Below are 23,858 nucleotides of genomic sequence, written 5' to 3' on the forward strand. Positions count from 1 at the left end.
GCCGGCCGGTCACCGCCGGCTCAGGCATGGCGTCCGAGGCGTGCGGCGAAGTCGTCCAGGGCGGTGATGACGTCCTGGGCGATCCACACGCGGTGGCGCCGGTTGGCGCTGGACGGGGTGACGATGCCGGCCACCAGGAGCTGGTCGACGGCGCGCTGCGCGGCTGGTTGGGACACGCCGGCGTGGTCCTGGACCCAGCGCACGGTGATCGCCGGTTGCCGGACCAGCATCGGCAGCACCCGCCAGACCGCCGCGTCCCGCCGGGCCGTGACCGCGTCCTGCCACCGGGCGTAGGCACCGGTCAGCTCCGAGGCCAGCGCCCGGCCGTGAACCACCCCGGTCAGGGCGGCGTCGGTGAAGCGGTCCACGATCGGCACGGGGTTCCCGTGCCGGTAGGCCGTCAGCGCCTCGAAGTAGGAGGCGGTGTCCGTGAGCAGGCCGGCGGAGACCGGCACGGTCATCCGCCGCGTCGCCCCGGCGGCGCGCAGCAGGGCGTGGACCAGGACCCGGCCGGTGCGCCCGTTGCCGTCCGCGAAGGGGTGGATGGTCTCGAACTGGGCGTGGGCGATCGCTACGTGGGGCAGGACGGGCACATCGGTCCGGGCGCAGTAGGCGAGCAGGTCCTCCATCGCGCCGGGCACCCGTTCCGCGTGCGGAGGGACGAAGGAGGCGGTGTGCGGGGTCGGGGCCCCGGCGCCGATCCAGACCGCGGAGGTGCGGAACCTGCCCGGGGTCAGGCGGTCCTGACCGGCCATGAGCGCGGCGTGGGCAACCCGGATCGAGTCGAGGCTCAGCTGTTCGGCCATCGCGGCTGCGGCCTGCATGGCGGTGACATTGGCGGCGACCATCTGGGCGTTCGGCCCGGTCCGCTCGCCCACGGTGGCGAGGGCCAGCGCCTTGGCCCCGGCCGTGACGTTCTCGATCTGGGAGGACGAGGCCGATTCCGTGCGCAGCAGCACCGCCGCCAGGGGGGCCAGCTCCCCTGCGGTCTCCCCGTCCTTGTCCATGTCCGCAGCGGGCAGGGCGGTGGTCAGCTCGGCGTCGAACCGGGTGATCTCCATCAGGGCGTCCTCGGCGGCCGCGGTCACGGCGGCCGGAAGGCTCAGGGGTGTTGCGGCGATGCGGGCCGGAACCGCGGCGCGGTAGGGTCCTCCGGCCTTCTTCTGGGCCCGGTGGGACATCGCCCCGGCAAGAGCGGCATGGCCGGACCGCTCGAGCTGTTCCCAGCCCACCGCGAACCCGGCGGGCTCGCGATCGGCCGTAGGGGAGCGGGGGTCGGCGGGAACGTTGGTCACCCTCTTATCTTATACAACCCTATAATTATAAAGTTATACATGCGGCCCGAAAGTCTCTGGCTACGAGTGCAGGGAATCGGCTCCTCGCCCCGATCGGGTCCCCTGCCGCCGTTGGTGACGTGGGTTCCACCCCGACGGCCAGGTCGTCCTCGTCCGGGCCCCGAGCTGAGTCCCTGTCCATGCATGAGGGGACGCTCTGACGAGCAAGTTCCGCAGAGGAATGAGCTTCTGACGTGGGACGATGCTGAGTCCACCGTCCATTTCCCCACGTCAGGAGAACTCCCGTGGACATCATTCCCGAGGCCCGCCCCCTCCATGTGCTGGCCGTCCTGCTCGGCATGGTGCTGGGTATCAAGGCCCCGCCCGCGTCCCGGCGGTCGACCGCTGGTTGGGCACTGGCCGCCGTCGCCGCCACCACCTACGCGGCGCTGGTCGCCCGGGACCGGGACCGCAATGTCCAGTGGCACTTGGCGCGCACCGCCGATGACCGCTGGGGCGACACGTGCCGGTGCTGCTGATGCATCGGGTGCGCACGGAGCAGCGATCGCAGGGTGATGCACGTCGGTGGCGCCGGCGATGAAGGACCCTGCCTCCGTCCTCGTGCTCAGCAGGGCTTGAAGAACTTCCCGCCGGGCGCGTAGCAGCGCGGCCCGGTGTAGCCGGGGATGTCCGCGGAGTAGCCGGGAGGGGCCTGGTTGACGATGTTGGCGCCCGGGTTCGGGGCGGGCTTCGGTGCCGGAGCAGGAGCCGGCGCGGGTCTGGGGGCGGGAGCGGGAACGGGTGCCGGGTTTGGTGCGGGCACGACCGCTCGGCGGGCGGCATCGGCCGCCGCCTGTCGTGCCGCCTCCGCCTGGCGGGCCAGCTCGGCCTGCCGGGCGGACTCCGCCTGACGTGCTGCGTCGGCCTCCGCCTGACGTGCTGCGTCGGCCTCCGCCTGGCGGCGCTGGTTCTCGGCCTTCGCGCGCTGTGCGGCCTCGGCCGCGCGGCGTTGCTCCGCGGCGCTCTCCCGGAGGGCGGCGACGCCCTGGCGGACTCCCGAGATCCCGCTCTTCAGCGACGGCAGTCCGACCAGATGGCGGACGTGCGGGTGCGCGTCGCCGTCGATCGCGTCGAGGGCCGCGAGGAACGCGGCGGCGGCCGCGACCTCTCCGGCCGCGTCGGCGAGATCCGCCGGCGCGGCGTCGGCGAGCGCGCTCGTCGCCTGCTGGACCTGCGCCGGGATGGTGCAGCCGTGGGCGGGGTCGAGCAGGCCGGCCTGCTGCTCCTCGGCCTCGGCGAAGGCCTCCTCGACCGGCGGCAGGAAGCGGCCGTTGGGCGCGATGTAGAGCGGCGTGCCCAGGCCTTGACGGGCGATCTCCGCGTTGACCAGGGTGCCGTCCTGCAGGAAGACTCCGGCCAGGGTGCGGTCGTAGGAGTCGGTGCGCTCCTGGTCGTACTCCAGGCCCACCACGGTGCCCGGCGGCAGGAGCTCCTCCAGCAGCGCGGTCGCCTCCGGGCCGAGGCACTCGACGACCTCGTTCGGGTCCTTGGTCTCCGGGGTGTCGATGTTGAGCAGCCGCACGCGCACCACCTCGCCGCCCCGCTGGACGTCGACGGTGTCGCCGTCGATCACGCGCTCCACCACGGCGCGCTCGCCGCGCAGCTCCGGGGTGGCGGACGCCTCGGTCGAGGAGGCGTTCGACGACGACGTCGTGTCGCTCGAAGCGGCCGTCCCTCCACAGCCGGTCAGGAGCAGGAGGACGAGCGCGGAGGCGCCCAGGCGAAGAGAGGTGGGGGGAGGCGCCACGGGAGTCCTGTCAGGAAGTCATCAGTTCACCTTCAGCCTAGGGGTGCGGAAGCAATCACCGGGGAGGCTGTTGTCCCCAGTTCCGGGGTGCCGCTGCGCGTACCGGAGGCCAGGACGGGTCTTTGTGCGCTGACAGCGTCATACGACGGAACGAGGGTGCTTCCGCTTGCGTGTACTAATGCAAACACATGGGATTCTGGAAGACATTCTCGTTCTGCCCGAAAGATGACCGCCATGACGCCCTCCGCCGACCCTGCGCTCCCACCCCCTGCGCCCATCCGCACCATGGGATTCGCCGCCTTCCGGCTCCTCGGGCCGCCGGCGGACCCCGAAACCCCGAGGCATGGATCCAGTCTGGCGAACCGACGAGCCGGGCAGGCGGTGATGGCCGAGACGCTGCGGATCCATGACGGAGATCCGCCCCGGTCGTGGTGGAGGCGTCTGGTCGGAGCCAGTCCGCTCAGCGCCGACAGCCGGCCCTGGTTCCAGGGGGCGCTGGGGGAGATCGCGGTCGGGCAGATCCTCGGCCGCCTGGGCCCGGAGTGGACGGTCCTCCACGCCGTTCCGGTCGGCGCCGGGGTCTCGGACATCGACCACGTGCTGATCGGCCCGGCAGGGGTGTTCACGCTGAACACGAAGAACCACACGGGCAGAGAGGTATGGGTCGGTCGCCGCGCGATCCTGGTGGGCGGGCACAAGCAGCACTACCTGCCCCACGCCCGGCACGAGGCGGCGCGTGCCGGCAAGCGGTTGAGTGCGGCCGTGGGGGAGCCGGTACCGGTCACCCCGGTGCTGGTGCTGATCAAGCCGAAGCAGTTGACGATCAAACAGCGTCCCCCCGACGTCAAGGTCGTCACCGATCGTGAGCTGCTGCGCTGGTTGAAGCGCCGTCGTCCGGTCCCGGCTCCCGAGCGGATCGCGCGGATCGCTGCCGCAGCCGTGGTTCCGAAGACCTGGCACAACAATCCCGCGCCGTCCGAGGACCCGGACGCGCTGCAGGAGCGCTTCGCCGAGCTCCGGTCCTCCGTGGGGCGCGCGCAACGCCGGCGCGGAGTGTGGGGGCTCGGGTTGATTGTCGGGGGTGGTGCAGCCATTGTCAGCTACGGCTCGGACCTCCTGGCGGCACTGCTCCACATCGGGCTGTCCTGAGCGACGGAAGTACCGGGGTCAGAAGCGCAGCACGGCGCGGGCGAAGAAGCGTCCCTTCAGCCTGCGTGCGTGCTGCCATGGTTCGTCCCCTCAACCTGGGCCCCACCACATCAGGTGTCGGCGATTTCGCGGGGAATGTGAAGCCCCTTGCCCGTGCCTGTCACTGAAGCGCACAGTGTGTGCATGAGGACGACGACGCCGTTGTTCGTGGTGGCCGTGGTGATCGCGGCCCTGGCCCAGCTGGTGGCCGGGTTCTTCTACATGGCCAGCGGTCTGATGGCTCCACTGTGGGCCATCGTGCTCCTGGGCGTGTGGTGGGTGCTCCTCACGTACGTCGGGGTGCGGCTGGTGCAGCGCCGGTCCTACCTGGTGCTGCTGGTTCCCGTCGTGGCCGTCGCGACGTGGTTCGGCATCATGACGCTCGGGGAGGCGGTCCTCGGCTGGACCCCCTGATACCCGGCATCCCCCGACCTGCTTTCGAGCCGTGGGTTCCGCAGGACGTGGGGCAGCACCACTTCGAGGAGTCCCGCACCGGGCTGATCGACGCCGATTGCCGGTGCGGTGATTGAGATGGCCCTTCGTCTCCTTCAGAATGGCTCCTACCTGCCGTAGGCCCGCACAGAGGTGGAACCCGACATGCCCTTGAAGAACTACGGAGTCCTCAAAGGAAGTGCCATCAATCGCGCACTGGGCAGTGGGCGCAATCCCCACTACCAGATCCATGTCGTCGACGACGACACCGACTACCGCATCGCGGTCAACGTCCGGTCAGCGCTGAGCCCCTCGGAGGTCGAGTACCTCGTCGACCCGAGGTTCACGCATCCTGTCCTTCCGCACCTGGAAGCGCTGGAGCTGGGCTGGCACGACCTCGCCTCGAAACCGGGCGGTCCTGCCCTGGACTACATCCGGTCCAATCTGTTCGACCCGCGCCAGATGGTGCCGCTGCCGTTCGACATCCCCGGCCCCGACAACGACCTGAACGAGAGGATCGACCACTACATCCAGCGTGCGATGGCCGACGAGTCGGCGATCGTGTACGCATTCGGCGAGCGCTGGGGACCGGAGCAGGGCAAGAAGGACAAGATCTTCGGGTTCCTGCCGGGCAACGGGGTCCACGACATCCACATGAACCAGGGGAACGTCGGCCGGTTCGTCGACGACGACGGCGTCTATCAGGACGGTGCCCTGCTGCTGCACTTCCCCGAGCAGGCCCAGTGGGTAGGGGTGTTCCTCAAGTTCCAGTCCCAGTCGTGGCACACGGACGACGTGACGGGGCACCGGATCCGCCCGGAGGTCAGCGGGCCGCCCTCGGACGCGGGCATCGCACTGCGACCGTTCGAGCTTGGCGGTCTCCCGACGCCGGAGGCGCCGGACGGAGCCGTGCGCATCGTCGCAGCCTTGGCGAACCCCGTCGGCTCTCCCGAGATCGAGACGGTGACCCTGCTCAACGTCACGGACGGGACCGTGGACCTGGCCGGTTGGCGGCTGCTGGATCGCGACAAGAACGCCATGGCGCTGTCCGGTTCGGTCGCCGCGGGCGACACCCTCCGGATCACCCTGGAAGCGCCCGTCGTCCTGTCGAACAAGGGAGGCCAGATCACGCTTCTCAACGCTGATGGACTGCGCGTCGACGGCGTCGCGTACACGCAGGTGGAAGCGTCGCTCCCGGGGTTCTCGATCGCCTTCTGACGCGGCGGAACGGTCGATCTCCCAGGGCTCGCAGGCCACCCCGAGCTCCAAGGGGGAGGGTCCGGGGGCGCCGCGGTCTGTCCGTCGTCGTCGGAAATGCGGAAGAGGAGGGCCGGCTCTTGGTGGCTCCCCGGAGGATTCACCCCGCTGCCCACGGTGCTCTACAGCCGGGTGCTGCAGCGCCTGCTCGAGCGTTGCTCGCATCCAGCGACTGCGTCGATCACCTGCGGGATTCCGCCGAAGCCGACTCCTGCATGACGTCGAAAGGGGTGCCCCGGACGACGACGGCTTCCGCGTCCACATGCTCCACCGGGACGGGTTCCTCGGCCGGGCAGCGGATCACCTCGTGGTCGATGAGGTCGACCGGGCCGATGTCGGTGGTGTCGGGAATCAGGGTCTTCATCGGGTCGTGTTCTCCTGGTCGGCGTGGTGCGTCAGGCAGCCTGTCGAGCTGCCGCGTGCTCGGCACGCGGTCGGGTTCATGGTGCGGGCCGCGTCCGTGGGTCAGCGGATGACGGATTCCCGGGCGTCGAGGATCCCCAATTCGTGCCGGCGAGGAAATCCCTCCCAGCCGCCGGGGACGAGACAGGCGAATGCTCCCGTCCTCCCGGCCGTCTCGAGCCTCTCACCGGGCAGGCGGCCCAGGACCAGTTCGGCGAGGTACCCGGCCACGAAGGCGTCGCCGGCGCCGACCGTGTCCAGCGCGTCGATCGGCACGGCCGCCTGGTGGAACAGTTCGCCGTCGATCAGGGCCACAGCGCCCTCGCCAACCAGCTCGATGATGACCTGCCGGGGTCCGTAGGCGGCGATCCCCTCGGCGAGATCTGCCGGATCGGTGCCGGCCCCGACGGCGATGGCAGCTTCATTGTCACCGGCAAAGACGATGTCGGCCTGGGCGAGGATGTCCCGGTAGAAGTAGTAGGTGACGCGTGGACCGATGGCGTACGGCTCTCCTTGATCATCAGACCGGTGGGCGCGGCGGGGTCGATGGTGACGCGGGCGTCCACGCCCTCGGCCGACCGGCTCGTCTCGGCGGAGGAGGCCGCCGCCTCCATCCTCTTCCTGGCCGATCCCGCCAACGGCTCGACCACCGGCACCATCTGCGCATGGACAGCGGCATGCACGACCTCCTCCTCCGGCCTGCCACCTGACCCCTGCGTCCCCGGGTGCTCCGACCGGACACCGCCTGCCCCTTTCGACCGAAGGATTGTTCATTGGACACCAATAACTTCTGCTGGCATCTTGAACCGTGGTCGCTGTCACACGTAGAAGTGTGCTGAGCCACAGTCGGTCAACGGTCCGGGTGGAGGACGAACATGTCGAAGAAATCGCTCGGGAGATCTCCTCGGTGGGTTCGGCGTCCGGAAGGCTCCACGTGGGGCGACTTCGGTCCCGACGACGCGCTCGGGCGCCTCAATCTGCTGACCCCCGAGAAGGTCCGACAGGGCGTCGCCGAGGTCGAGGAAGGGGTCTCCTTCGCGCTGAGCCTGCCGCTGACACTCCCGGGAGGCACGGCCCTGAACCCCAACCGGCTGCCCCCGGTGGTCCGGCCGAACCGGCGACAGGGCCGGGTCAACTACAACTGCCGGATGGACGAGCTCTTCCCCGGTGCCACCGACGTGCTCAGCGACGATCTCGCCGTCCTCCACCTGCAGTACTCCACGCAGTGGGACTCGCTGGCGCACGCGGGATCCATGTTCGACGCCGACGGCGACGGCGTGCCCGAGCCGGTGTACTACAACGGCTTCCGCGCCGGCACCGACGTGGTGGGACCGTCGTCGCTGGAGGACTCCGGCCTCGAGTCCCGGCACGGATCGACCACCTCCTCGGCCGGTCCGCTCGGCATCGACGGCATGGCGCGGACCGGTGTCCAGGGCCGTGCGGTGATGGTCGACCTGCACGCCCACCTGGGGGACGACCGAGTGCTGGTGGACTTCGACCAGCTGGAGGCGGTCATGGCCGCGGACCGGGTGGTGGTCGAGGAGGGTGACATCGTGTGCCTGCACACCGGCTGGAGCGAGAAGGTCCTGGCCATGGAGGGGAACCCCGACCCGGAACTGCTGCACGGCTCGGGCGCCGTCCTCGACGGGCGCGATCCCGCCATGCTCCGGTGGATCACCGATTCCGGGCTGGTTGCCCTGGCCGCGGACAACTACGCCGTGGAGGCCTTCCCCGCGACCCCCGCCGAACCGCCGTGCGCCATCCTGCCCCTGCACGAGCACTGCCTGTTCAAGCTCGGCGTCCACCTCGGGGAGCTCTGGCGGCTCACGCCGCTGGCGGAGCATCTCCGGGCCCGTGGGCGCAGTCGTTTCCTCCTCACCGCCCCGCCCTTGAACCTCCCCGGGGCCACAGCCTCGCCCGTAACACCGATCGGAACCGTCTGATGAATGACCACCCGCCCCGCCGCGTCCTCGTCACCGGGGGCGCCTCCGGCATCGGCGCGGCCATCGCCGACCGTTGCCGTGCCGACGGCCTGGATGTGGTGGTCATCGACCGTGCGGGCGACGGGATCCGTGCCGACCTGTCGGACGCTGACTCGACTGCCGCCGCCCTCGAAGCGGCGCTCGCGGCCGGGTCCATCACCAGCGTCGTCAACAACGTGGGCGCCGTCTTCCCCGGATCCGCCGAGAAGCAGACCCTCGACGAGCTGGAAGCGGCGTGGTCGCTGAACCTTCGCAGCGCCATGCAGTGCACGCAGGCGCTGATCCCGTCCATGAAGGACGCCGGATTCGGCAGGATCGTCACCATCTCCTCCCGTGCCGCACTCGGCAAGGAGCTGCGCTCCGCCTATGCCGCCACCAAGGCGGGGCTGATCGGGCTGACCCGTGTCTGGGCCCTCGAACTCGGGCGCTACGGGGTGACCGCGAACGCCGTCGGCCCGGGGCCGATCGCCACTCCGTTGTTCGAGGAGGCAAATCCGGCGGACAGTCCCCGTACCCGGGCGATCGTGGAGGCCATTCCCGTCCAGCGCATGGGGAAGCCCGAGGACGTCGCGCACGCCGCGTCCTACTTCCTCGACGAACGCTCAGGATTCGTCACCGGGCAGACGCTGTACGTGTGCGGCGGGATGACGGTCGGATCGGTGGCGATCTGAGATGGCGCCTCAGGAAAGTCCTCTGGCCGTCGTCGGCGCCGGCAGCATCGGCGTTGCCTTCGCCCTCGTCTTCGCCCGCGCCGGATTCGCAGTGCACCTGCAGGACCCGGACCCGCACCGGCTGGAGCAGGCTCCGGAGGAGATCCGCTCCCGGCTGGAAGGCCTCCGGGAGCACGACCTTCTCCAAGAGCCTGCCGAGGACGTCCTCGCACGGATCCGGACCGTGGATGTTCTCGCCGAGGCCGTCCGAGGCGCCGTCCTGGTCCAGGATTGCGCCCCGGAGCGGCTCGACCTGAAGGCGAAGCTCTTCGCCGCCCTCGACCGGCTTGCCGGCGCGGGGACAGTGCTGGCGTCGTCGTCCTCGGCCCTGACTACCTCGTCCTTCGCGACCGATCTCGGCGGCCGCGCCCGTTGCCTGGTGGCCCATCCCGGCAACCCGCCGTATCTGTTGCCGGTCATCGAGCTCGTTCCCGCTCCGTTCACCGCGTCCTCGAGCGTGGACCGCGCACGGTCCGTCTACGAGCACGCTGGGCTCAGCCCGGTGCTCGTGGAGCGCGAGGTCGAAGGTTTCGTCTTCAACCGGCTCCAGGGTGCTCTGCTGCGCGAGGCCTACTGCCTGGTCCGGGACGGCGTGGCCTCCGTCGAAGCGGTCGATCGGGTCGTCCGGGAGGGACTCGGCCGCGGCTGGGCGTTCATGGGCCCGTTCGAGACCGTTGATCTCAACACCCGCGGCGGCATCGTCTCGCACGCCGAGAAGATGGGCCCCGCCTACTACCGCATGGGCCGGGAGCGTGGTCAGGACGACCCCTGGACCGACGACGTCGTGGGGACCGTGAGCGCCCAGCGACGGCACCTCCTGCCCCTCGAGGAGTGGGAAGTGCGCGTCCTGTGGCGCGACGAGCAGTTGATGCGGCTCACGCAGCTGTTCCACCGACCACCCCACCGCGCGTGATTCCTGCACGCCGCCCGATCAAGACAAGGACCCCATGAAAACCGCAGCCAAGCTGTTCACCAACCTGACGAACAAGTACATGCCGGATCCGCTGGTGATCGCCATCGGCCTGACCGCCTTCACGATGCTCCTGGCCATGGTGATCCGCGGGAACTCGTTCCTGGAGGTCACCACTCAGTGGGGCGACGGTTTCTGGGACCTGCTGGCCTTCTCCATGCAGATGACGGTGATACTCGTCGCCGGCTACATCCTCGCCAAGACTCCCCTCGTGGACCGGGGCCTCACCGCCATAGCCCATCGGGTCTCCTCGCCCCGGACGGCCATCATCGTCGCCACCCTGGTCGGCGGCATCGGCAGCTGGCTCAACTGGGGGTTCGGCCTGGTGCTCGGTGGGCTCATTGCCCAGAAGCTGGCTCTCAACGTCAAGGGTCTGCACTACCCCCTGGCCATCGCCGCCGGCTACAGCGGCTTCGCGCTGTACGGCATCGGACTGTCCGGATCCGTGCCCCTGCTCATCGCCACGCCGGGGCACTTCCTCGAGGAACAGATGGGTCTGATCGACCTCGGGCGCACCATCTTCGATCCGGTCATCCTCGGCATGGTGGTGGTCCTGCTGATCGGGCTGCCGCTGTTCAACGCCGCGCTCCACCCGAAGGATCCGGCCGACGTCAAGGAGATCGATCCGACGACGGTGGCGCCCGCTCCCGAGAAGCTGCAGGCCGACAAGTCAGGGCTCACCGTGGGTGAGCGACTGAACGCCAGCCCCGTGTTCAGCATCGGCATCGGCGCCCTCGCCCTGATCTACCTGGTGCAGCACTTCGCCAGGGGTGGAGGACTCGATCTCAACACGGTGAACTTCGCCCTGCTGTTCCTGGGCATCCTGTTCCTCACCCGTCCGATCTACTTCCTGGACACGCTCAACGACGGCATCCGCCTGGCTGCCGGGATCGTCGTGCAGTACCCCTTCTACGCGGGCATCATGGGCATCCTGATGGGTTCCGGCCTGGTGGTCTCCTTCGCCTCGTGGATCGGCGACGTCTCCTCCGCGGAGACGCTGCCGTTCCTGTCCTTCCTCAGCGGCGGCGTGATCAACCTGCTGGCGCCCTCGGGCGGCGGCCAGTGGGCCGTGCAGGGCCCGGTCATGATCGAGGCGGCCACCCAGCTCGACGCCGACTACGCCAAGACCGCGCTGGGTGTGCAGATCGGCGACCAGTGGACCAACATGGTGCAGCCGTTCTGGATCCTGCCGGTGCTGGCCATCTCCAAGCTGAAGCTCGGCGAGGTCATGGGGTACCTGGTGCTCATCCTCGTCTTCATCGGCATCGTCTTCGGCGCCGGTGTGCTCCTGTGGGGCTTCATGGGCTGAGTACCGGTCACCGCAGCGCTCCGGCCCACCGGACGCTCAGCGTGCGTCCGGTGGGCCGGAGATGTTGATCGCCCGGCTGCCGTCAGAGGTAGCTCTTCCCATCCAGGTAGGCCTTGCGCCAGCGCTGGATCTTCACCTCGCGGAAGAGACCGCCCCGGGAGAACGGGTCCCCCTCGATCAGGGCCTCGGCCTCCGCACGGGTGTCGACGTCGACGAGGTAGAGGCCCCCGTCGGCCGTCTCCCCGTCGTCGGAGAGCTTCGCCCCACAGGCCAGCAGCTGGTCGGCGACCGTCTCGAGGTACTGCAGGTGCTCGTCCCGCAGCTCCAGGCGCCGGTCGTAGGCGTTGTCCCGGTCGAAGGTCTCGATCATGTAGGGCACGGCGGTCTCCTCTGCTGTTCGTTCGACGAGGTCATCGTGCCACTCGCTCGGCGTCCCTTGGTGCAGGGCGGTCGAGGGAGCGCCCGCCGTCAGGCGCACGACCGGCCGGCGCCGGGCAGCGGTCACACGTTCTCCGGACTGGTGTGCGCCTCGGCAGCGTGCTCGTCCGCATGGGTCAATGGCCGACGGCCCCGCCGGAAGTGGGCGCCGTCCGATGGTGCGGAGTCACCCAGGAAGGTCAGGCTGCGCCGCAGCGTGTGCAACCAGCCGTCGCCTCCGAGTTCGCGCCACGGCACCCGCTCTTCCAGGGGTATCGCGAGCCGGCCGATCACCGTGTACAGCGACAGCACGGCGGCTGTGGCGGCCAGCAGGAACAGGAACGAGATCATGATGAGCTCCTTGCTCGTCGTGGGCCGGCCGATCCGGCTCACTCTCACGCTGACAAGCCTGGTCGACCGGCACTCCCCACACGAGTGGCAGAAACGACTACTGTCGCTCACTTTCTGCCATTTCCGTCAGTGCCTCACTTCGGAGTGGCTATGGGGCAGTTCTTCGGCCCTGACTGCCACCGAGGGCACCGCTTCGGCCGCGTCGTCGCGGGCGTGGCGGTGCTCAGGAGGTGGTCGCGAAGCGGCGGCGGTACTGCTGCGGGCTGAGCCGGCGGATGCGGGTGAAGTGGTGGCGCAGCGTGGCCGCGTTGCCGAAGCCCACGTCCGTGGCGATGCGCTCGACGGGCAGGTCGGTCTCCTCCAGGAGCTGCTCGGCCCGGTGCAGGCGCCGCGCGGTGATCCAGGCGTGGGGCGTGGTGCCCGTCTCGTCGCGGAACCGGCGGGCGAAGGTGCGCGGGGACATGGCGGCGCGCCGGGCCAGGGAGTCGACGTCGAGCGGCTCGTCGAGGTGTCCCACGATCCAGGTGAGCAGCGGGTCCAGTGTCTCGGCCCGGTGCTCGGGGACCGGGTCCTTGATGAACTGGGCCTGCCCGCCCTGGCGCTGTGGTGGCACGACCATGCGCCGTGCCACGGTGTTGGCGGCCGCCGAGCCGAACTCCTGGCGCCACAGGTGCAGGCAGGCGTCGAGACCTGCCGCGGTGCCGGCGCTGGTGAGGATGGTGCCGTCCTCGACGTAGAGGACCTCGGGCACCACCTGGGCGGCGAGGAACCGTTCGGCCAGCTCCGCGGTGTGCATCCAGTGGGTGGTGCAGCGGCGGCCGTCGAGCAGACCGGCAGCCCCCAGGACGAAGGCGCCCGAGCAGATGGACAGGAGCCGGGCGCCACGGTCGTGGGCCGCGCGCAGCGCGTGGATCACCTCTGCCGGGACCGGGATGTCCCGGGACATCGCCGGGAGGACCACGAGATCCGCCTCCGCCACCCGGTCGAGGCCGTGGTGGACCGCCACGTCGAAGCCGGCGATCGTACGGACCGGGCCCCCGTCGGGGCTGCACACGGCGAAGTCCATGACCGGCAGGCCGTCGGCGGAGCGGTCGATCGCCCAGGCCTCGCAGGCCACCCCGAGCTCGAAGGGGGAGACTTCGTCGAACACGATGACGGCCACGTTGCTGATCATGGGTCCATGCTCCCAGCCATGTGGCAGGAAGTCGATGACAGTAGGAAAGGTGACACTCGCGGCGGGACCGGCCGGCGAGGAGAATCGGTGCCACCAGGATTGGGTCGCTGACGGCGGGAAGAGGAGGGTGGGCAATGGAGAGCACAGGCGGGGGTGAGCGCCAGAAGGTGGCGGTTCTGGGCGCGACCGGGCAGCTGGGCGCACAAGTGGTGGCACATCTGCGCGAGCGAGGAGTCGACGTCGTCGAGGTCTCACGCGGGCAGGGCGTCGACGTCTACTCCGGTGAGGGGCTGGACGCCGCGTTCGACGGGGTCTCCACCGTGGTGGACTGCCTCCACCTGCCGACACCGTCCCGCGAGCGCGCCGTCGACTTCTTCACCACCACCGCACGCAATGTGCTGGCGGCGGCACAGCGGAGCGGGGTGGCCCGGATCGTGTGCGTCACGATCCTCAACGCCCGGGACCCCGAGGTGCACCGGTGGCTGGGCTACTACGCGGGCAAGGCCGCTCAGGAGCAGACCTACCGTGCCGGACCCGTCCCGGTCACGTTCGTGGCCTCGGCGCAGTGGTACGAACTGGCCGAGACCCTGCTGTCGCAGATGCGCATCGGCCCACTCTGCGTCGTGCCCGGGATGCGTTCCCAGCCGCTGGCCGCCGAGGAGGCCGCCGCGTTCGTCACCGACCGCGCTCTGGAGCCCGCCGGCACCGCGGCATCCGACGACGCCGTCATCGCCGGGCCCGAAGTCCGCGACATGGCGGAGCTGGCCCGTGCGGTCGCCGAGCGTCGAGGTGGCGGCCGGAAGGTCCTCCGGGTGCCGGTGCCCTTCAGCGCCCTCGGCAACGGCGGCCTCCTGCCCCGGGGGGACGTCACGACCGCCCCGACCCGGTTCGAGGACTGGCTCCGCGGCACCTCGTGAGGCATGGTCGCCCGCGTCACCGCCGCGGCCGTCCTGCCGGGGACGTGGCACCGGAATCCCACGCCGCTCGAGGTGGAGCCGGCGGTCCTGCAGCTAACCGATCGGTGTCGGCGGTCGTTCCCCGCTGAGCACGGCGAGCACGTTGTCGGCGGCGAGCACTGCCATCGCGGTGCGCGTCTCGACTGTGGCGGAACCCAGATGCGGCACCAGAACCACGTTGTCGAGCTCCAGCAGCTCGGGATGCACCTGGGGCTCGTGCTCGAAAACGTCCAGTCCGGCACCCGCGACCCGGCCCTCGCGCAGCGCGGACGCGAGGGCCGCTTCGTCGACGATCGGTCCGCGCGCGGTGTTGACGAGGTACGCCGAGTCCTTCATCGCCGCCAGCTGCTCAGCGCCGATCAAGTGATGTGTGGCGGACCCGTAGGGACAGTGCAGCGACACGACGTCGGAGACGGCCAGCAGCTCCTCGAGATCGACGCGCCGGGCGCCCAGCTCGGCGGCGATCCCGGGGTCGATCTCGCTGCGCGACTGGTAGACGACCTCCATGCCGAAGGCCTTGGCCCGGCGCGCGGTCGCCTGACCGATGCCTCCCATGCCGACGACGCCGAGGGTCTTGCCCTGCAGGCTGCTGCCGAGCAGGAAGAACATGCCCCACTTCCAGGCCTGGCCGGAGCGGATAAGCCGTTCCGCCTCGCCGAGCCGGCGGGTCGCCATCAGGATAAGGCCGAGCGCGATGTCGGCAGTCGCCTCCGTGAGCACACCAGGTGTGTTGGTGGCCACGACGCTCCGCTCGGTGCAGGCCGGCACGTCGATGTTGTCGTAGCCGACCGCGACGTTCGCGACCACTTTGAGCTGCGGTCCGGCGGCGTCGAGCAGCTCGGCGTCGATGCGTTCGGTGAGCAGGCTCACGACGGCATCGGCGCCGGCCACTCGACGCAGGAGCTCCTCGCGGCCGATCGACTCCGGACCCGGCCAGGCATCGACCTCGTGCTCGGCGCGGAGCTTCTCGACCGCGGCGTCGGGCACCCGTCCCGTGACGACGACCCGGCTCATGCCGACTCGATCCACTGGCACAGGCGACCGAGGCCGTCGCGGATGTCGGCGACGTCGATGCCCGAGTAGGCGAGTCGGATGTACTGCTGCTCCTCACCAAGTTGGCGTCGGCCGAAGTGCTCCCGCGTGCAGAAGGAGACGCCGGTCTCGTGCAGGGCCGCCGTGGCGAAGTCGCCGACTGCCGTGTAGCCCATGCGCTCCATGGCGGAGGTGACGTCGGGGAACAGGTAGAAGGTCGACTGCGGTACGGCGACGTGCATGCCAGGAGTGGCGTTCACGAGCTCACAGGCGGCGTCCCGGCGCTCGCGCAGGACGTCGAGCATCTGCTGCACGGGTTCTTGCGTACCGCGGAGTGCTTCGATGCCGGCCCACTGCACGTAGTGCGTGGTGCAGGACTCGTCGTTGGTGTTGAGCGTGCTGAGCACCTTGGCGAGCTCGACCGGCGCGACGGCGCAGCCGAGGCGGGAACCGGTCATGGCGAACTTCTTGCTGAACGTGTAGAGGATGACGGTGCGCTCCGCCATGCCGGGGAGTGACGCGATCGAGCTCGAGACCCCCTCGTAGCGCGTCTCGAAGTAGGCCTCGTCGGAGAGCACCCAGAGGTTGTGCTCCTGGGCGAGCTGCGCGACGGCCTCGCGCTCGGCCGCCGTCGACTCGGCCGAGATGGGGTTCTGCAGGTCGTTGTAGATGATGGCGACCGTGTTCGGGGTGATCGACGCGCGGACCTGGTCGAGGTCGATCGCGAAGCCCTCCGGCGTGGGGAGGTAGCGGTAGGGCACGGCCGTGCCACCGAGGTACTCGATCTGCGACTCGTAGATCGGGAAGCCGGGGTTCGGGTAGAGCACCTCCTCGCCGGGGTTCATGACCGCCTGCAGGAACTTCGTGATGACGGGCTTGCCGCCCGTCATCACGACGACGTTGTCGGGCGTGAGGTCGATGCCACGACGCGAGCCGAGGTCCTCGGCGAGGGCCTCGCGCAGCTGCGGGATGCCGGGGCCGGGGCAGTAGCCCGTGTAGCCGTCGGCGATCGCCCGGTTCATCGCCTCGACGATGTGCGGGGCCGTCGGGATGTTGATGTCGCCGAGGTGGAAGGGGTACACGCGGTTCCCCTCCGCCTTCCAGGCGGCAGCAGCCTGGGCGACGCTGAAGGCGGTTTCGGTGCCCAGCCGTTCGAGCCGGTGCGCGAGTTGCCGCATGCTGTTCCACTCCTCGTCGAGTTGGCGATAGATCCTCCTACGGATCCGAACTGAGCATACGACTCATATATCAGTCTGGGAAGGGCAGTCCCCGGATGGATTTTCACAGTGCACGTCGCCGCGAGGTTTCCCACGTCCAGTGGTCCTCCCCGTGGGATTCAGGAGCGCGGTTCCCGGCCGGACGGTCGGGAACCGCACTCCCTGCTCATGTGCGTGGGGTCAGCGCACGCGGATGTAGACGGGACCGGAGCCGACGTTGACGGTCTGGATGACCGTCTGGTTGCCGTTCCAGCCGCCGTGGACGGCCTTGCCGCCACCGATGTACACGGCGATGTGGGCGAAGCCCATGCCGCCGTTGGCGTAGTAGACCAGGTCACCGGGCTGGGCCTGGGCGGCGGAGACCCGGGTGCCGAGCTTCAGGTAGGAGGCCGGCCACCCGTGGTGGTTGATCCCGGCGGCGCGCAAGGACTTGGTGACCAGGGCGGTGCAGTCCTGGCCCACGCCGAGCTGGTTCCTGGCCGCGGCGGCGATGGTCGCGGCCTTGCCGGACTGGGACTGGATGCTGACGAGCTGCTGGGGGGCTGCGGCGGGGGCGGCCTGGGCCGGGGCCACGCTGCTGAGCGCCAAGGCGCCGCCTGCGACGGCCAGGATCGCGCTGCGCCCGGGACGGAACGAGCTCTGGGCGCGGTGACGGGGCGTGCGGGACTGGAAAATGGGCATGAGTGATGTCCTCCCTCTTGCCTGCGAGGTGAGCTGTCGGATGCGGGTGGGAGACACCCGGTCGCAGGGTGGGGGCCCTGACGACTTAACCCCTAGGTCCCGGGGGAGGGACCGTTCATGGTTCCCCCGCTTCTGCCGAGCGATGTGTTCTGGGGGCCCCGAGCACCGGCAGAATTCGGCGATGTGCACGGGGATACCGATCGGTGAGGCGGTCGGTACGGAGAGAACACTAATCGAAAAATAACGGGAAAGTCTCGTTTTGATCACGGGCGTGTCTCGGCTTCTGTGTCGGCCCGGCAGGGCACCTCCGCGCCCGGACAGCGTGGCTTGGTGAGGGGCACCGATGGAGATCCCCAGGGAGGCTTAAATCGAGACGAAAGTGGTCTTGACCTGGGCCTCTACCGAAGTCATGCCGGCGGCCGAGCACGCCCTTGCTCTGGAGTGGAGTGTCCGATGGCGACACCTGTGTCATGGCGCCATAGTTTGTCGGGAAAGCTCCACGAAGCCTTTGATTGTCGTCGTGAGCGGTCCCTTCCCCCAGGGCGGTAAGGACGATTCTTTTGTGCGTTCCGGGGTTCAGACATGAATTCACAAAAAGAAAGGACTGTGTTCGTGGTGATTCCTCGGCGTGGGTTGGTTTTCTTTGCGGACGCTTTTGGGGTACGCGCTTCACTCCAGCGAGTCAGCAGCGCTCCGTCGAAGGCGTTGCTTCGACGAGGGGCGAGGTGGCGGCGGCATGGTGGGGGTCCGGCTTCCCTCCGCAGGGTCCGCCGATGGTGGACACCGAGGATGCGGGCTTCCGTGCGAGTCACGGGGTCGGTACGGGCGGTACCAACAGCGCTCAGCGACAGATTGGCACCAACGGGTTCACCTCGTCGCCTCAGGCATGTGTGGCGGTGATGTTCTTGGCCGTACGCATCGGAATCGAAGCTGGACGCCGGCCTGCCGCGACCGAGAGGCGCCAAGTCGTACCCGGTGACCTTGACCTCCTCGCGGCCTCCACCAAGTGGTTCGAGGGGCAGGCCTCGGCGGAAGCAACACACGTCGGGGCGCAACTGCCCTCGGCCCCACGAATCCCGACCCGAGTCAATAACGTCATGCCCACTTACACCTGACCACACGGTGCCAGGGGTGCACGTGCTGGCCGGCACCCATGAACTGGCCGACATGGACACCCATCAGATCTCTGATCTGGTGACCGCTTTGCGCGATCATCTGCCCACGGTGGCCGAGCGTTTCTACGACGTGGTCATCGACACCCCGCCGGCGCTGTCGGGGCTGACCTTGGCCGGGTTGGTTGCTGCTGATGTGGTGGTGGCCGCGGTGGCATGTGAGGTGGAGGCCTTGGACCAGCTCACCCGGCTCACCGATGTGATCGAGGCCCGCCTGACCCGCCGGATCCGTCCTGGACCGGCGGTGTCCTGGGTGGTGCCCACCCGCTACGACGGGCGCCGGACCCTGGATAAGGAGGTAGTGGAGATGCTCGAGCAGATGCATCCGGGCAAGGTCACTGCACCGGTGCGCGAGGCGGTGTCCGTGCGTGATGCCTACACGGCCGGGATGCCGGTGTCCGTCTACGACCCGTCCTCCAAGGTCGCCGCCGACTACCGGGCGGCTGTGTCTCCGATCATCTCAGCCAGCACAGGAGCTCGAGTCTGATGCCGGCGCGGAAGTCTCTCAAAGATCGCAACAAGGCCGCCATCTCCCGACCCATCGAAGAACCCGTGGTCGAACCTGCTCCTGAGATAGTTCCCGGACCTGCCGCTGCCCCTGTAGCGGAAGCACCGGAGCAGTCGGCGGGTGAGCGGCCCGCCGCGCCATCCGTCGCCGCTGAGTCGACCGAGGAGCCGGCTGTGACCGTGCGTGGCGGTAGCGGCCTGCGCCGACCTCAAACCCTTCCGGCCGGCACGGCCCGGCTGGGTCTGTATCTACGTCACGGCACCCTGGAGGGGGCGAAGTCGGCCTATGTGGCCGATCCGGATACTCTCAGCACTCCGCCCACCAGCTTCGCCCGCTGGATCGCCACCGCCCTGGACACTCATACGCGGCGCACCCCGGCCGAGCGGGCGCAGCTGGCCGAGGCCCATCCTGATCCGGAAGAAGGCAACCGCGAGGTCCACCGCGCCTCCATCCTGCCTGTGGACACCATCTCGAAGATGGAGGAGACCACCGGCATCGACCGCCGCGCCGGGCGCATGCAGTCTGTGAGTCAACTGGCAGCCGAAGCCCTGCGCATCGCCATCCAAGAGGCCACCCAGCGCAACGGCGGGAGTCTGCCGGTGCCCCCGAAGCGGCTGCCCAATAAGACCTGTTCTCAAAACCTGATCTGTCGTTGCCCACTCGTTTGTGAGTGGTTCACTGTGCCTGCATGACGACGAGGACGCAGTCGTGGATGGTCGATGACCGTCTGTGGGAGCTGATCGCCCCGCTGATCCCGCCCCAGCCACCGCCACGAGGCCCCGGTGGCAGACCCAGGATTGAGGACCGGGCGGCCTTGGAGGGGATCCTGTTCGTGCTCCACACCGGGTGCCGGTGGCGGGACCTGCCCCCGGCCCTGGGGTGCGGATCCGGGCACACCGCCGGGCGCCGGCTGCGCGCCTGGCAGGAGGCCGGGGTGTGGGAGAAGCTGCACCGAGCCGTGCTCGAGGAGCTCTCCGAGGAGGAGATCCTCGAATGGTCCCGGGCCAGCATCGACGCGGTGTCCGTACGTGCCAAAAGGGGGGTGAGCTGACCGGCCCCAACCCCACTGACCGCGGGAAACCGGGCACGAAGTACCACCTGCTCACCTACGCGGCCGGCCTGCCACTGCACGTCCTGGCCTCAGCAGCCAACGTCCACGACAGCAAACTCTTCGAGCCACTGCTGGAGACCAACCCGAGTGTGCGCGGCCGACGCGGTCGTCCGGGGCGGCCCCGCCGCCGGCCGGAGAAACTGCACGCGGACAAGGGATACGACTACCCAAGGTGCCGCCGCTACCTGCACCGGCGGGGCATCAAAGTTCGGATCGCCCGACGCGGGATCGAGGCCAAGACCCACCTGGGTCGGCACCGCTGGGTCGTGGAACGCACCATCTCCTGGGTGCTGCGCTTCAAGCGCCTCGGGATCCGCTACGACCGCACCGAAGCCACTCTGCTGCCCCTGCTTCTGCTCGCTGTCACGCTCATCAACCTCCGTCGACTGCGTAAGGCAACGGAGTTATGAGACCATGTCTAAGCCCACCCGCTGACACAGCAAGTGAGTTCCATCAGCGCATGCATTGCGCCTAGTGAAAGCCTTACATGCAGTGCCTATATTCAATGAGTCGCTTCTTGTGACGGCCGGGTTTCGCCTCCCCGCCGGGGTGTGAGGTCGGGCAGAAGGACGTGCCCATGATGGTCATCGGGACGATCCGGCCCCATGAGGTCAAGGAAATCGAAGCCGAAGGCGCGGACTACGACCAGGCTCGGCAGAAGCTGTTGACCACCATTCCTGATGGCTACACGCTGCTGAACGTGCGCCGAGGGTAAGGCGATCGCCACCCCGCCTGAGGGACGGGGTGGCGATCGTCTTCAGCGGTGTTGCAACCTTCCAATTGCTACCGGGGATCTCCGCGGGGAGATCGGTGCGTGTTAGGGGATGACGGTGATGTTCGCGGCTTGGGGGCCTTTGGGGCCGGACTGGGTTTCGAACTCCACGTGGTCGCCCTCATTGAGGGAGCGGAACCCGCTGGAGGCGATGGCGGAGTAGTGGGCGAACACGTCCTTGGAGCCGTCGTCGGGGGTGATGAAGCCGAAGCCCTTGTCGGCGTTGAACCACTTGACCACACCAGTAGTCATATCTTCTACCTACTTCTGTTCTGCGAACTGTCGAGCCACCCCCGAGGTTCGGAGGGCTCGTGCACGTCAGGGACGTACGGTGTCCACCCTGGCAGAAAGGACCGTCCTCGGACAGGGGCTGATCGCATGCGACGCATGGATCACCTGCTCCGGGGGTGTCAGTGATACCACGTTGCCTGCTGTGCTCACCGGGTGGGTGGTCTCGGGCCGGCTCACCGGTCCTGTCACCGGGGTCGCACCGCCGGCGGGGGAGGGGCGGGGACGGGGACGGACTCTCACGTGTCCCGCCTTGATTCCGGAGTGCTGGTGCGAGGAGGTCAGGAAGATGACGCCTGATAGAGCCTGTGACCCATCTCCGCCACGGTGGGTGGTTGCCCCCGGACGCACGACCGGAGGGCTGGCTCGGTGCCCGCTCAGTGCTCCCCGCGGGATGTGGTCATCGTGTGACCGGCCACCCTGACCCGGTCGCACACCCAATGCCGTGCCCTGGTGCCGGGCAATCGCTGGTGCGGTGGCGGAGACTGGGGTCGTCCCCCTCCCGCCTCACCTACTGGAGAACAGATGGCACCTGCTCACACCACGATTCCGACCCGCCTGTTGCCGGCCACATTGCGGCCCGTCCCGGCCACCACGCACTACGTGCTGGGCGCCTACACCGCCAGCCAGGAGGCCTATCCCGGGGCGGATCCGGCCCAGTGCCTGGAACTGCTGTTGGAGGGCACCGTGGTCGCGGTCGTCACCGAGGGCGATGGGGCCCCGGAGCAGCTGAGGGTCCGGGGGGCGACCGAGCAGGAGTGCCAGGTGCGCGAGGAGCAGTTGGCGGCGTGGATTGGGGACTTCACCCGGGCCGGGCTGAGCTATCAGGAGCTCATCGGCGGACGTCTCTACGAGGTTCCCTACGACCGGGAGCTGGTGGCCATCGCTTTGCTGGCCGAAGCGGAGCTCACCGCAATCTTCGCCCAGGAGCCCGACCGGTACTACGCCGCCTCCCGCACCGCGGTGGCGCGCCTGGACGTCCATCCCCTGGCCGGGTCCTCGGCGATGACCGATGAGCAGATCCGCGAGCAGCTGGCCGAGCACGGGCCCGGGGTCGTGTTCTGGTCCCCGGCCCAGCACGCCTGGATCAGCTGAGCACCCCCAGAGGGCGAGCTCACTTCCACAACACTTTCGCCGGTACCGGCACCCCGGCCCGCGGTGGCCCGCACGGGGAGCATTATCGAACAGAGTTTTTCGAGTGACCGGTGAGCGCCATGCGGGACATGCAGAAAGCCGGACCAGGGGTGGTGCCCGGCTTTCTGCGTGGGTGATGCATTCCGCCACAGCACCAGTGTGGAGCACCGTGAGGGTCACTGACCAGGTGGAGAAATGTTTGGGCTAAGGATTGGCGACTGCCTAGGCTGGGTACCGTAAGCATGCTTTGCAGCGCTGGTGAGTGCTTGTTCGTTGTTGCGATGTCCCTGTTGGGGGGCCGTGTCCGCCACGATCGAAACGAGGAAAGATCATGACTGTTCCCGCCGACCGGGCCACCTCTCACCGCTCACCGGTCCAGATCGCGGCCCTGCTTTACGGGGCCGTGTTCCTGCTCGTGGGTCTCGCCGGGTTCATCCCCGGGGTCACCACGAACTACGACCAGCTGATGGCCGCCGGTCACCACTCCGAGGCGATGCTGATGGGCCTCTTCCAGGTCTCCTGGTTGCACAACATCGTCCACCTGTTCTACGGCGTCGCCGGTATCGTCCTGGCCCGAACTGGTTCCGGGGCGCGGAACTATCTGCGCTGGGGCGGGGCGGTCTATCTCGTGCTGTGGATCTACGGGTTGCTCGTGGGACAGAACTCGCAGGCCAACTTCGTTCCCCTCAACGACGCCGACAACTGGTTGCACCTGGTGCTGGGCGTGACCATGGTGGGTCTGTCCTTCCTGCGCCGGGACACCCACGGCGGCCCCACACGCATCACCACCGGCCCGGCCTACTGATCACTGGGCCTGCAGGGGCGGCAGGTGGTGTAGCAACCACTCGCTGTGCTCGCACCGGGCTCCTGACATCGCAGAGATGCCCGCCAGTGGTATCGGTTCCCACATCGTGGCGGGGCCGCTGAAGCCCTAGTCCATGTCGACCAGCCCGGCCACGGCCCTTCACCGGGCTGCGACGGCGAGGGGGGTGGGCTGCGACTGAGGATCCCGGCCAGGTCCACCTGGCGGCAACAGACGGAAGACCCCGCACCCGCATCACGGGTGCGGGGTCTTCCGCATGAGCACAGGGGGTGGGCAGCCCCCAGTTCTACGAGTCCGGCCCGTGGACATAACGTCATGCCCTCGCTGGCCATTGCCGCTTCGCCGGCCGCGGCCATCACCAATCGCGCTGGCGACTATCCGGCAAAGGTTGTTGAGAGCACTTCCGACGCGATAGAGGTCAGGCCCTCGGAACACCGCAGGTCCTGGCCCTCTTTAGCCGTTATAGCCTTCCTCGTAAGCCGCTTTGAGCTTGGCGTCCGCAGCGCGCTCTGCGTTCTCCAGCTCTGCCTCCGTGGGAGCCCGGTGCTGCTTACCGGGCAGGAAGTGTCCTTGCCGCATGGCCGTGGCGACCTCGGGGAGTGCGACCAGCAAGCTTTCAAGGCGCTGCTGGTCCAGGCTGTTCACCTCGCCGGAGGCCTTTTGCCTCTTCACGGTCTGGACCCATTGATCCAGGGACATTGCGATCTGTAGATGCTCCGGGTACTTCTCCGGCTCGGCCTTCAGGAGGTGCTGGAAATCCTCCTCTGTCAGCCCGGTGGCATCGTTGTACTGGAATCCGAAGTCCTGTGGGGTGCCCATCTCTTCATCCCTTCATCGGTGCAGTGCGCGAATCCGAGGGCGTCCGCCCGAATTACGCTACCCACCTTCAGG

At 68.7% G+C, this 23,858-nt stretch carries 27 protein-coding genes and 1 riboswitch; of the genes, 15 read left to right on the forward strand and 12 right to left on the reverse strand.

Annotated elements, in window-relative coordinates:
* Positions 1-20: 20 nt before the first annotated feature.
* Positions 21-1,295 (reverse strand): Fic family protein, encoded by a 1,275-nt coding sequence (locus ACFYE3_RS15105; protein WP_387610451.1) that lies wholly within the window; start codon positions 1,293-1,295, stop codon positions 21-23.
* A gap of 284 nt (positions 1,296-1,579) precedes the next feature.
* Between ACFYE3_RS15105 and ACFYE3_RS15110 the strand changes: the two genes are divergently transcribed.
* Positions 1,580-1,813 carry a hypothetical protein gene (locus ACFYE3_RS15110; protein ID WP_387610453.1) on the forward strand — a complete coding sequence of 78 codons (234 nt, stop codon included), beginning with the start codon at positions 1,580-1,582 and terminating at the stop codon, positions 1,811-1,813.
* Between the two features lie 86 nt (positions 1,814-1,899).
* Here ACFYE3_RS15110 and ACFYE3_RS15115 read toward each other — a convergent pair whose 3' ends face one another.
* The gene (locus ACFYE3_RS15115; RefSeq protein WP_387610455.1) at positions 1,900-3,081 is read right to left on the reverse strand and encodes a thermonuclease family protein; all 1,182 of its coding nucleotides are present in this window, start codon (positions 3,079-3,081) and stop codon (positions 1,900-1,902) included.
* 384 nt (positions 3,082-3,465) lie between these two features.
* Between ACFYE3_RS15115 and ACFYE3_RS15120 the strand changes: the two genes are divergently transcribed.
* The 3 genes from ACFYE3_RS15120 to ACFYE3_RS15130 all read left to right on the forward strand — a co-directional run bounded on the left by ACFYE3_RS15120 (position 3,466) and on the right by ACFYE3_RS15130 (position 5,919).
* Positions 3,466-4,230 (forward strand): nuclease-related domain-containing protein, encoded by a 765-nt coding sequence (locus ACFYE3_RS15120; protein WP_387610457.1) that lies wholly within the window; start codon positions 3,466-3,468, stop codon positions 4,228-4,230.
* 183 nt (positions 4,231-4,413) lie between these two features.
* Positions 4,414-4,683, forward strand: coding sequence for a hypothetical protein (locus tag ACFYE3_RS15125; protein ID WP_368832262.1), 270 nt, complete (start codon positions 4,414-4,416; stop codon positions 4,681-4,683).
* A gap of 183 nt (positions 4,684-4,866) precedes the next feature.
* Positions 4,867-5,919, forward strand: a complete 1,053-nt coding sequence (locus tag ACFYE3_RS15130) for a DUF2278 family protein (RefSeq protein WP_387610459.1) — start codon at positions 4,867-4,869, stop codon at positions 5,917-5,919.
* Positions 5,920-6,139: 220 nt separating this feature from the next.
* Here ACFYE3_RS15130 and ACFYE3_RS15135 read toward each other — a convergent pair whose 3' ends face one another.
* Both ACFYE3_RS15135 and ACFYE3_RS15140 read right to left on the reverse strand, forming a co-directional pair.
* Positions 6,140-6,322, reverse strand: coding sequence for a hypothetical protein (locus ACFYE3_RS15135; RefSeq protein WP_387610461.1), 183 nt, complete (start codon positions 6,320-6,322; stop codon positions 6,140-6,142).
* Positions 6,323-6,423: 101 nt separating this feature from the next.
* Positions 6,424-7,134 (reverse strand): carbohydrate kinase family protein, encoded by a 711-nt coding sequence (locus ACFYE3_RS15140; RefSeq protein WP_387610463.1) that lies wholly within the window; start codon positions 7,132-7,134, stop codon positions 6,424-6,426.
* A 101-nt stretch (positions 7,135-7,235) separates the two neighbouring features.
* Between ACFYE3_RS15140 and ACFYE3_RS15145 the strand changes: the two genes are divergently transcribed.
* From ACFYE3_RS15145 to ACFYE3_RS15160, 4 genes are read left to right on the forward strand one after another with little or no spacing between them, the layout of a single operon-like run.
* Positions 7,236-8,303: a cyclase family protein gene (locus ACFYE3_RS15145; protein WP_387610465.1), complete on the forward strand. Its 1,068-nt coding sequence runs from the start codon at positions 7,236-7,238 to the stop codon at positions 8,301-8,303.
* The gene (locus tag ACFYE3_RS15150) at positions 8,303-9,013 is read left to right on the forward strand and encodes an SDR family oxidoreductase (protein ID WP_387610467.1); all 711 of its coding nucleotides are present in this window, start codon (positions 8,303-8,305) and stop codon (positions 9,011-9,013) included. Before ACFYE3_RS15145 ends, ACFYE3_RS15150 begins: the two co-directional genes overlap by 1 nt.
* A 1-nt stretch (position 9,014) precedes the next feature.
* The gene (locus ACFYE3_RS15155) at positions 9,015-9,965 is read left to right on the forward strand and encodes a 3-hydroxyacyl-CoA dehydrogenase (protein WP_387610469.1); all 951 of its coding nucleotides are present in this window, start codon (positions 9,015-9,017) and stop codon (positions 9,963-9,965) included.
* A gap of 34 nt (positions 9,966-9,999) precedes the next feature.
* The gene (locus ACFYE3_RS15160; RefSeq protein WP_387610471.1) at positions 10,000-11,331 is read left to right on the forward strand and encodes a short-chain fatty acid transporter; all 1,332 of its coding nucleotides are present in this window, start codon (positions 10,000-10,002) and stop codon (positions 11,329-11,331) included.
* An 82-nt stretch (positions 11,332-11,413) separates the two neighbouring features.
* Here ACFYE3_RS15160 and ACFYE3_RS15165 read toward each other — a convergent pair whose 3' ends face one another.
* The 3 genes from ACFYE3_RS15165 to ACFYE3_RS15175 form a co-directional block, all read right to left on the reverse strand.
* Positions 11,414-11,836 carry a YciI family protein gene (locus ACFYE3_RS15165; protein WP_387610473.1) on the reverse strand — a complete coding sequence of 141 codons (423 nt, stop codon included), beginning with the start codon at positions 11,834-11,836 and terminating at the stop codon, positions 11,414-11,416.
* Positions 11,833-12,099, reverse strand: a complete 267-nt coding sequence (locus ACFYE3_RS15170) for a hypothetical protein (protein WP_387610475.1) — start codon at positions 12,097-12,099, stop codon at positions 11,833-11,835. Before ACFYE3_RS15170 ends, ACFYE3_RS15165 begins: the two co-directional genes overlap by 4 nt.
* Positions 12,100-12,322: 223 nt before the next feature.
* Positions 12,323-13,273, reverse strand: coding sequence for a helix-turn-helix domain-containing protein (locus ACFYE3_RS15175; protein ID WP_387610477.1), 951 nt, complete (start codon positions 13,271-13,273; stop codon positions 12,323-12,325).
* A 134-nt stretch (positions 13,274-13,407) separates the two neighbouring features.
* Here ACFYE3_RS15175 and ACFYE3_RS15180 point away from each other — a divergent pair, with 134 nt between their 5' ends.
* The gene (locus ACFYE3_RS15180) at positions 13,408-14,190 is read left to right on the forward strand and encodes an SDR family oxidoreductase (protein ID WP_387610478.1); all 783 of its coding nucleotides are present in this window, start codon (positions 13,408-13,410) and stop codon (positions 14,188-14,190) included.
* Between the two features lie 93 nt (positions 14,191-14,283).
* Here ACFYE3_RS15180 and ACFYE3_RS15185 read toward each other — a convergent pair whose 3' ends face one another.
* The 3 genes from ACFYE3_RS15185 to ACFYE3_RS15195 all read right to left on the reverse strand — a co-directional run bounded on the left by ACFYE3_RS15185 (position 14,284) and on the right by ACFYE3_RS15195 (position 17,159).
* Positions 14,284-15,243 (reverse strand): 2-hydroxyacid dehydrogenase, encoded by a 960-nt coding sequence (locus ACFYE3_RS15185; protein ID WP_387610480.1) that lies wholly within the window; start codon positions 15,241-15,243, stop codon positions 14,284-14,286.
* On the reverse strand, positions 15,240-16,439 hold the full coding sequence (locus ACFYE3_RS15190) for a pyridoxal phosphate-dependent aminotransferase (RefSeq protein WP_387610482.1): 1,200 nt from the start codon (positions 16,437-16,439) through the stop codon (positions 15,240-15,242). Before ACFYE3_RS15190 ends, ACFYE3_RS15185 begins: the two co-directional genes overlap by 4 nt.
* Positions 16,440-16,658: 219 nt before the next feature.
* Positions 16,659-17,159, reverse strand: a complete 501-nt coding sequence (locus tag ACFYE3_RS15195; protein ID WP_387610484.1) for an NlpC/P60 family protein — start codon at positions 17,157-17,159, stop codon at positions 16,659-16,661.
* 5 nt (positions 17,160-17,164) lie between these two features.
* Positions 17,165-17,350: riboswitch (cyclic di-AMP (ydaO/yuaA leader) on the reverse strand.
* Between the two features lie 946 nt (positions 17,351-18,296).
* On the opposite strand from ACFYE3_RS15195, the gene ACFYE3_RS15200 reads away from it, so the two are divergent.
* The 4 genes from ACFYE3_RS15200 (at position 18,297) to ACFYE3_RS15215 (ending at position 20,665) form a co-directional block, all read left to right on the forward strand.
* A complete protein-coding gene (locus tag ACFYE3_RS15200; RefSeq protein ID WP_387610486.1) occupies positions 18,297-18,818 on the forward strand; it encodes a ParA family protein in 522 nt (173 codons plus the stop codon).
* 194 nt (positions 18,819-19,012) lie between these two features.
* Positions 19,013-19,531, forward strand: coding sequence for a hypothetical protein (locus ACFYE3_RS15205; protein ID WP_387610488.1), 519 nt, complete (start codon positions 19,013-19,015; stop codon positions 19,529-19,531).
* Positions 19,528-20,360 (forward strand): IS5 family transposase gene (locus ACFYE3_RS15210; protein ID WP_449274657.1). Its coding sequence is split into 2 segments (ribosomal slippage): positions 19,528-19,876 and positions 19,876-20,360, totalling 834 coding nucleotides; the frame shifts between segments, so codons are not numbered across the junction. Before ACFYE3_RS15205 ends, ACFYE3_RS15210 begins: the two co-directional genes overlap by 4 nt.
* Positions 20,361-20,527: 167 nt before the next feature.
* Positions 20,528-20,665: a hypothetical protein gene (locus tag ACFYE3_RS15215; RefSeq protein ID WP_387610491.1), complete on the forward strand. Its 138-nt coding sequence runs from the start codon at positions 20,528-20,530 to the stop codon at positions 20,663-20,665.
* Between the two features lie 102 nt (positions 20,666-20,767).
* Here ACFYE3_RS15215 and ACFYE3_RS15220 read toward each other — a convergent pair whose 3' ends face one another.
* On the reverse strand, positions 20,768-20,974 hold the full coding sequence (locus tag ACFYE3_RS15220; RefSeq protein WP_387610493.1) for a cold-shock protein: 207 nt from the start codon (positions 20,972-20,974) through the stop codon (positions 20,768-20,770).
* 561 nt (positions 20,975-21,535) lie between these two features.
* Between ACFYE3_RS15220 and ACFYE3_RS15225 the strand changes: the two genes are divergently transcribed.
* Both ACFYE3_RS15225 and ACFYE3_RS15230 read left to right on the forward strand, forming a co-directional pair.
* Positions 21,536-22,105, forward strand: coding sequence for a hypothetical protein (locus ACFYE3_RS15225; RefSeq protein WP_387610495.1), 570 nt, complete (start codon positions 21,536-21,538; stop codon positions 22,103-22,105).
* Between the two features lie 370 nt (positions 22,106-22,475).
* On the forward strand, positions 22,476-22,949 hold the full coding sequence (locus ACFYE3_RS15230) for a DUF4383 domain-containing protein (RefSeq protein ID WP_387610497.1): 474 nt from the start codon (positions 22,476-22,478) through the stop codon (positions 22,947-22,949).
* Positions 22,950-23,420: 471 nt separating this feature from the next.
* On the opposite strand, the gene ACFYE3_RS15235 is transcribed toward ACFYE3_RS15230, so the two are convergent.
* Positions 23,421-23,786 (reverse strand): hypothetical protein, encoded by a 366-nt coding sequence (locus tag ACFYE3_RS15235; protein ID WP_387610499.1) that lies wholly within the window; start codon positions 23,784-23,786, stop codon positions 23,421-23,423.
* Positions 23,787-23,858 lie beyond the last annotated feature (72 nt).

It is taken from the genome of Kocuria arenosa (assembly GCF_042879215.1).
GTDB classification, from domain to species: domain Bacteria; phylum Actinomycetota; class Actinomycetes; order Actinomycetales; family Micrococcaceae; genus Kocuria; species Kocuria arenosa.

Coding starts and splice junctions, on each gene's coding strand:
- ACFYE3_RS15180 (WP_387610478.1), top strand. CDS start 13,408: ATGGAGAGCACAGGCGGGGGTGAGCGCCAGAAGGTGGCGGTTCTGGGC.
- ACFYE3_RS15175 (WP_387610477.1), bottom strand. CDS start 13,273: ATGATCAGCAACGTGGCCGTCATCGTGTTCGACGAAGTCTCCCCCTTC.
- ACFYE3_RS15135 (WP_387610461.1), bottom strand. CDS start 6,322: ATGAAGACCCTGATTCCCGACACCACCGACATCGGCCCGGTCGACCTC.
- ACFYE3_RS15125 (WP_368832262.1), top strand. CDS start 4,414: ATGAGGACGACGACGCCGTTGTTCGTGGTGGCCGTGGTGATCGCGGCC.
- ACFYE3_RS15170 (WP_387610475.1), bottom strand. CDS start 12,099: ATGATCTCGTTCCTGTTCCTGCTGGCCGCCACAGCCGCCGTGCTGTCG.
- ACFYE3_RS15185 (WP_387610480.1), bottom strand. CDS start 15,243: ATGAGCCGGGTCGTCGTCACGGGACGGGTGCCCGACGCCGCGGTCGAG.
- ACFYE3_RS15155 (WP_387610469.1), top strand. CDS start 9,015: ATGGCGCCTCAGGAAAGTCCTCTGGCCGTCGTCGGCGCCGGCAGCATC.
- ACFYE3_RS15220 (WP_387610493.1), bottom strand. CDS start 20,974: ATGACTACTGGTGTGGTCAAGTGGTTCAACGCCGACAAGGGCTTCGGC.
- ACFYE3_RS15230 (WP_387610497.1), top strand. CDS start 22,476: ATGACTGTTCCCGCCGACCGGGCCACCTCTCACCGCTCACCGGTCCAG.
- ACFYE3_RS15130 (WP_387610459.1), top strand. CDS start 4,867: ATGCCCTTGAAGAACTACGGAGTCCTCAAAGGAAGTGCCATCAATCGC.
- ACFYE3_RS15225 (WP_387610495.1), top strand. CDS start 21,536: ATGGCACCTGCTCACACCACGATTCCGACCCGCCTGTTGCCGGCCACA.
- ACFYE3_RS15120 (WP_387610457.1), top strand. CDS start 3,466: ATGGCCGAGACGCTGCGGATCCATGACGGAGATCCGCCCCGGTCGTGG.
- ACFYE3_RS15145 (WP_387610465.1), top strand. CDS start 7,236: ATGTCGAAGAAATCGCTCGGGAGATCTCCTCGGTGGGTTCGGCGTCCG.
- ACFYE3_RS15160 (WP_387610471.1), top strand. CDS start 10,000: ATGAAAACCGCAGCCAAGCTGTTCACCAACCTGACGAACAAGTACATG.
- ACFYE3_RS15190 (WP_387610482.1), bottom strand. CDS start 16,439: ATGCGGCAACTCGCGCACCGGCTCGAACGGCTGGGCACCGAAACCGCC.
- ACFYE3_RS15195 (WP_387610484.1), bottom strand. CDS start 17,159: ATGCCCATTTTCCAGTCCCGCACGCCCCGTCACCGCGCCCAGAGCTCG.
- ACFYE3_RS15235 (WP_387610499.1), bottom strand. CDS start 23,786: ATGGGCACCCCACAGGACTTCGGATTCCAGTACAACGATGCCACCGGG.
- ACFYE3_RS15215 (WP_387610491.1), top strand. CDS start 20,528: ATGATGGTCATCGGGACGATCCGGCCCCATGAGGTCAAGGAAATCGAA.
- ACFYE3_RS15140 (WP_387610463.1), bottom strand. CDS start 7,134: ATGAACAATCCTTCGGTCGAAAGGGGCAGGCGGTGTCCGGTCGGAGCA.
- ACFYE3_RS15150 (WP_387610467.1), top strand. CDS start 8,303: ATGAATGACCACCCGCCCCGCCGCGTCCTCGTCACCGGGGGCGCCTCC.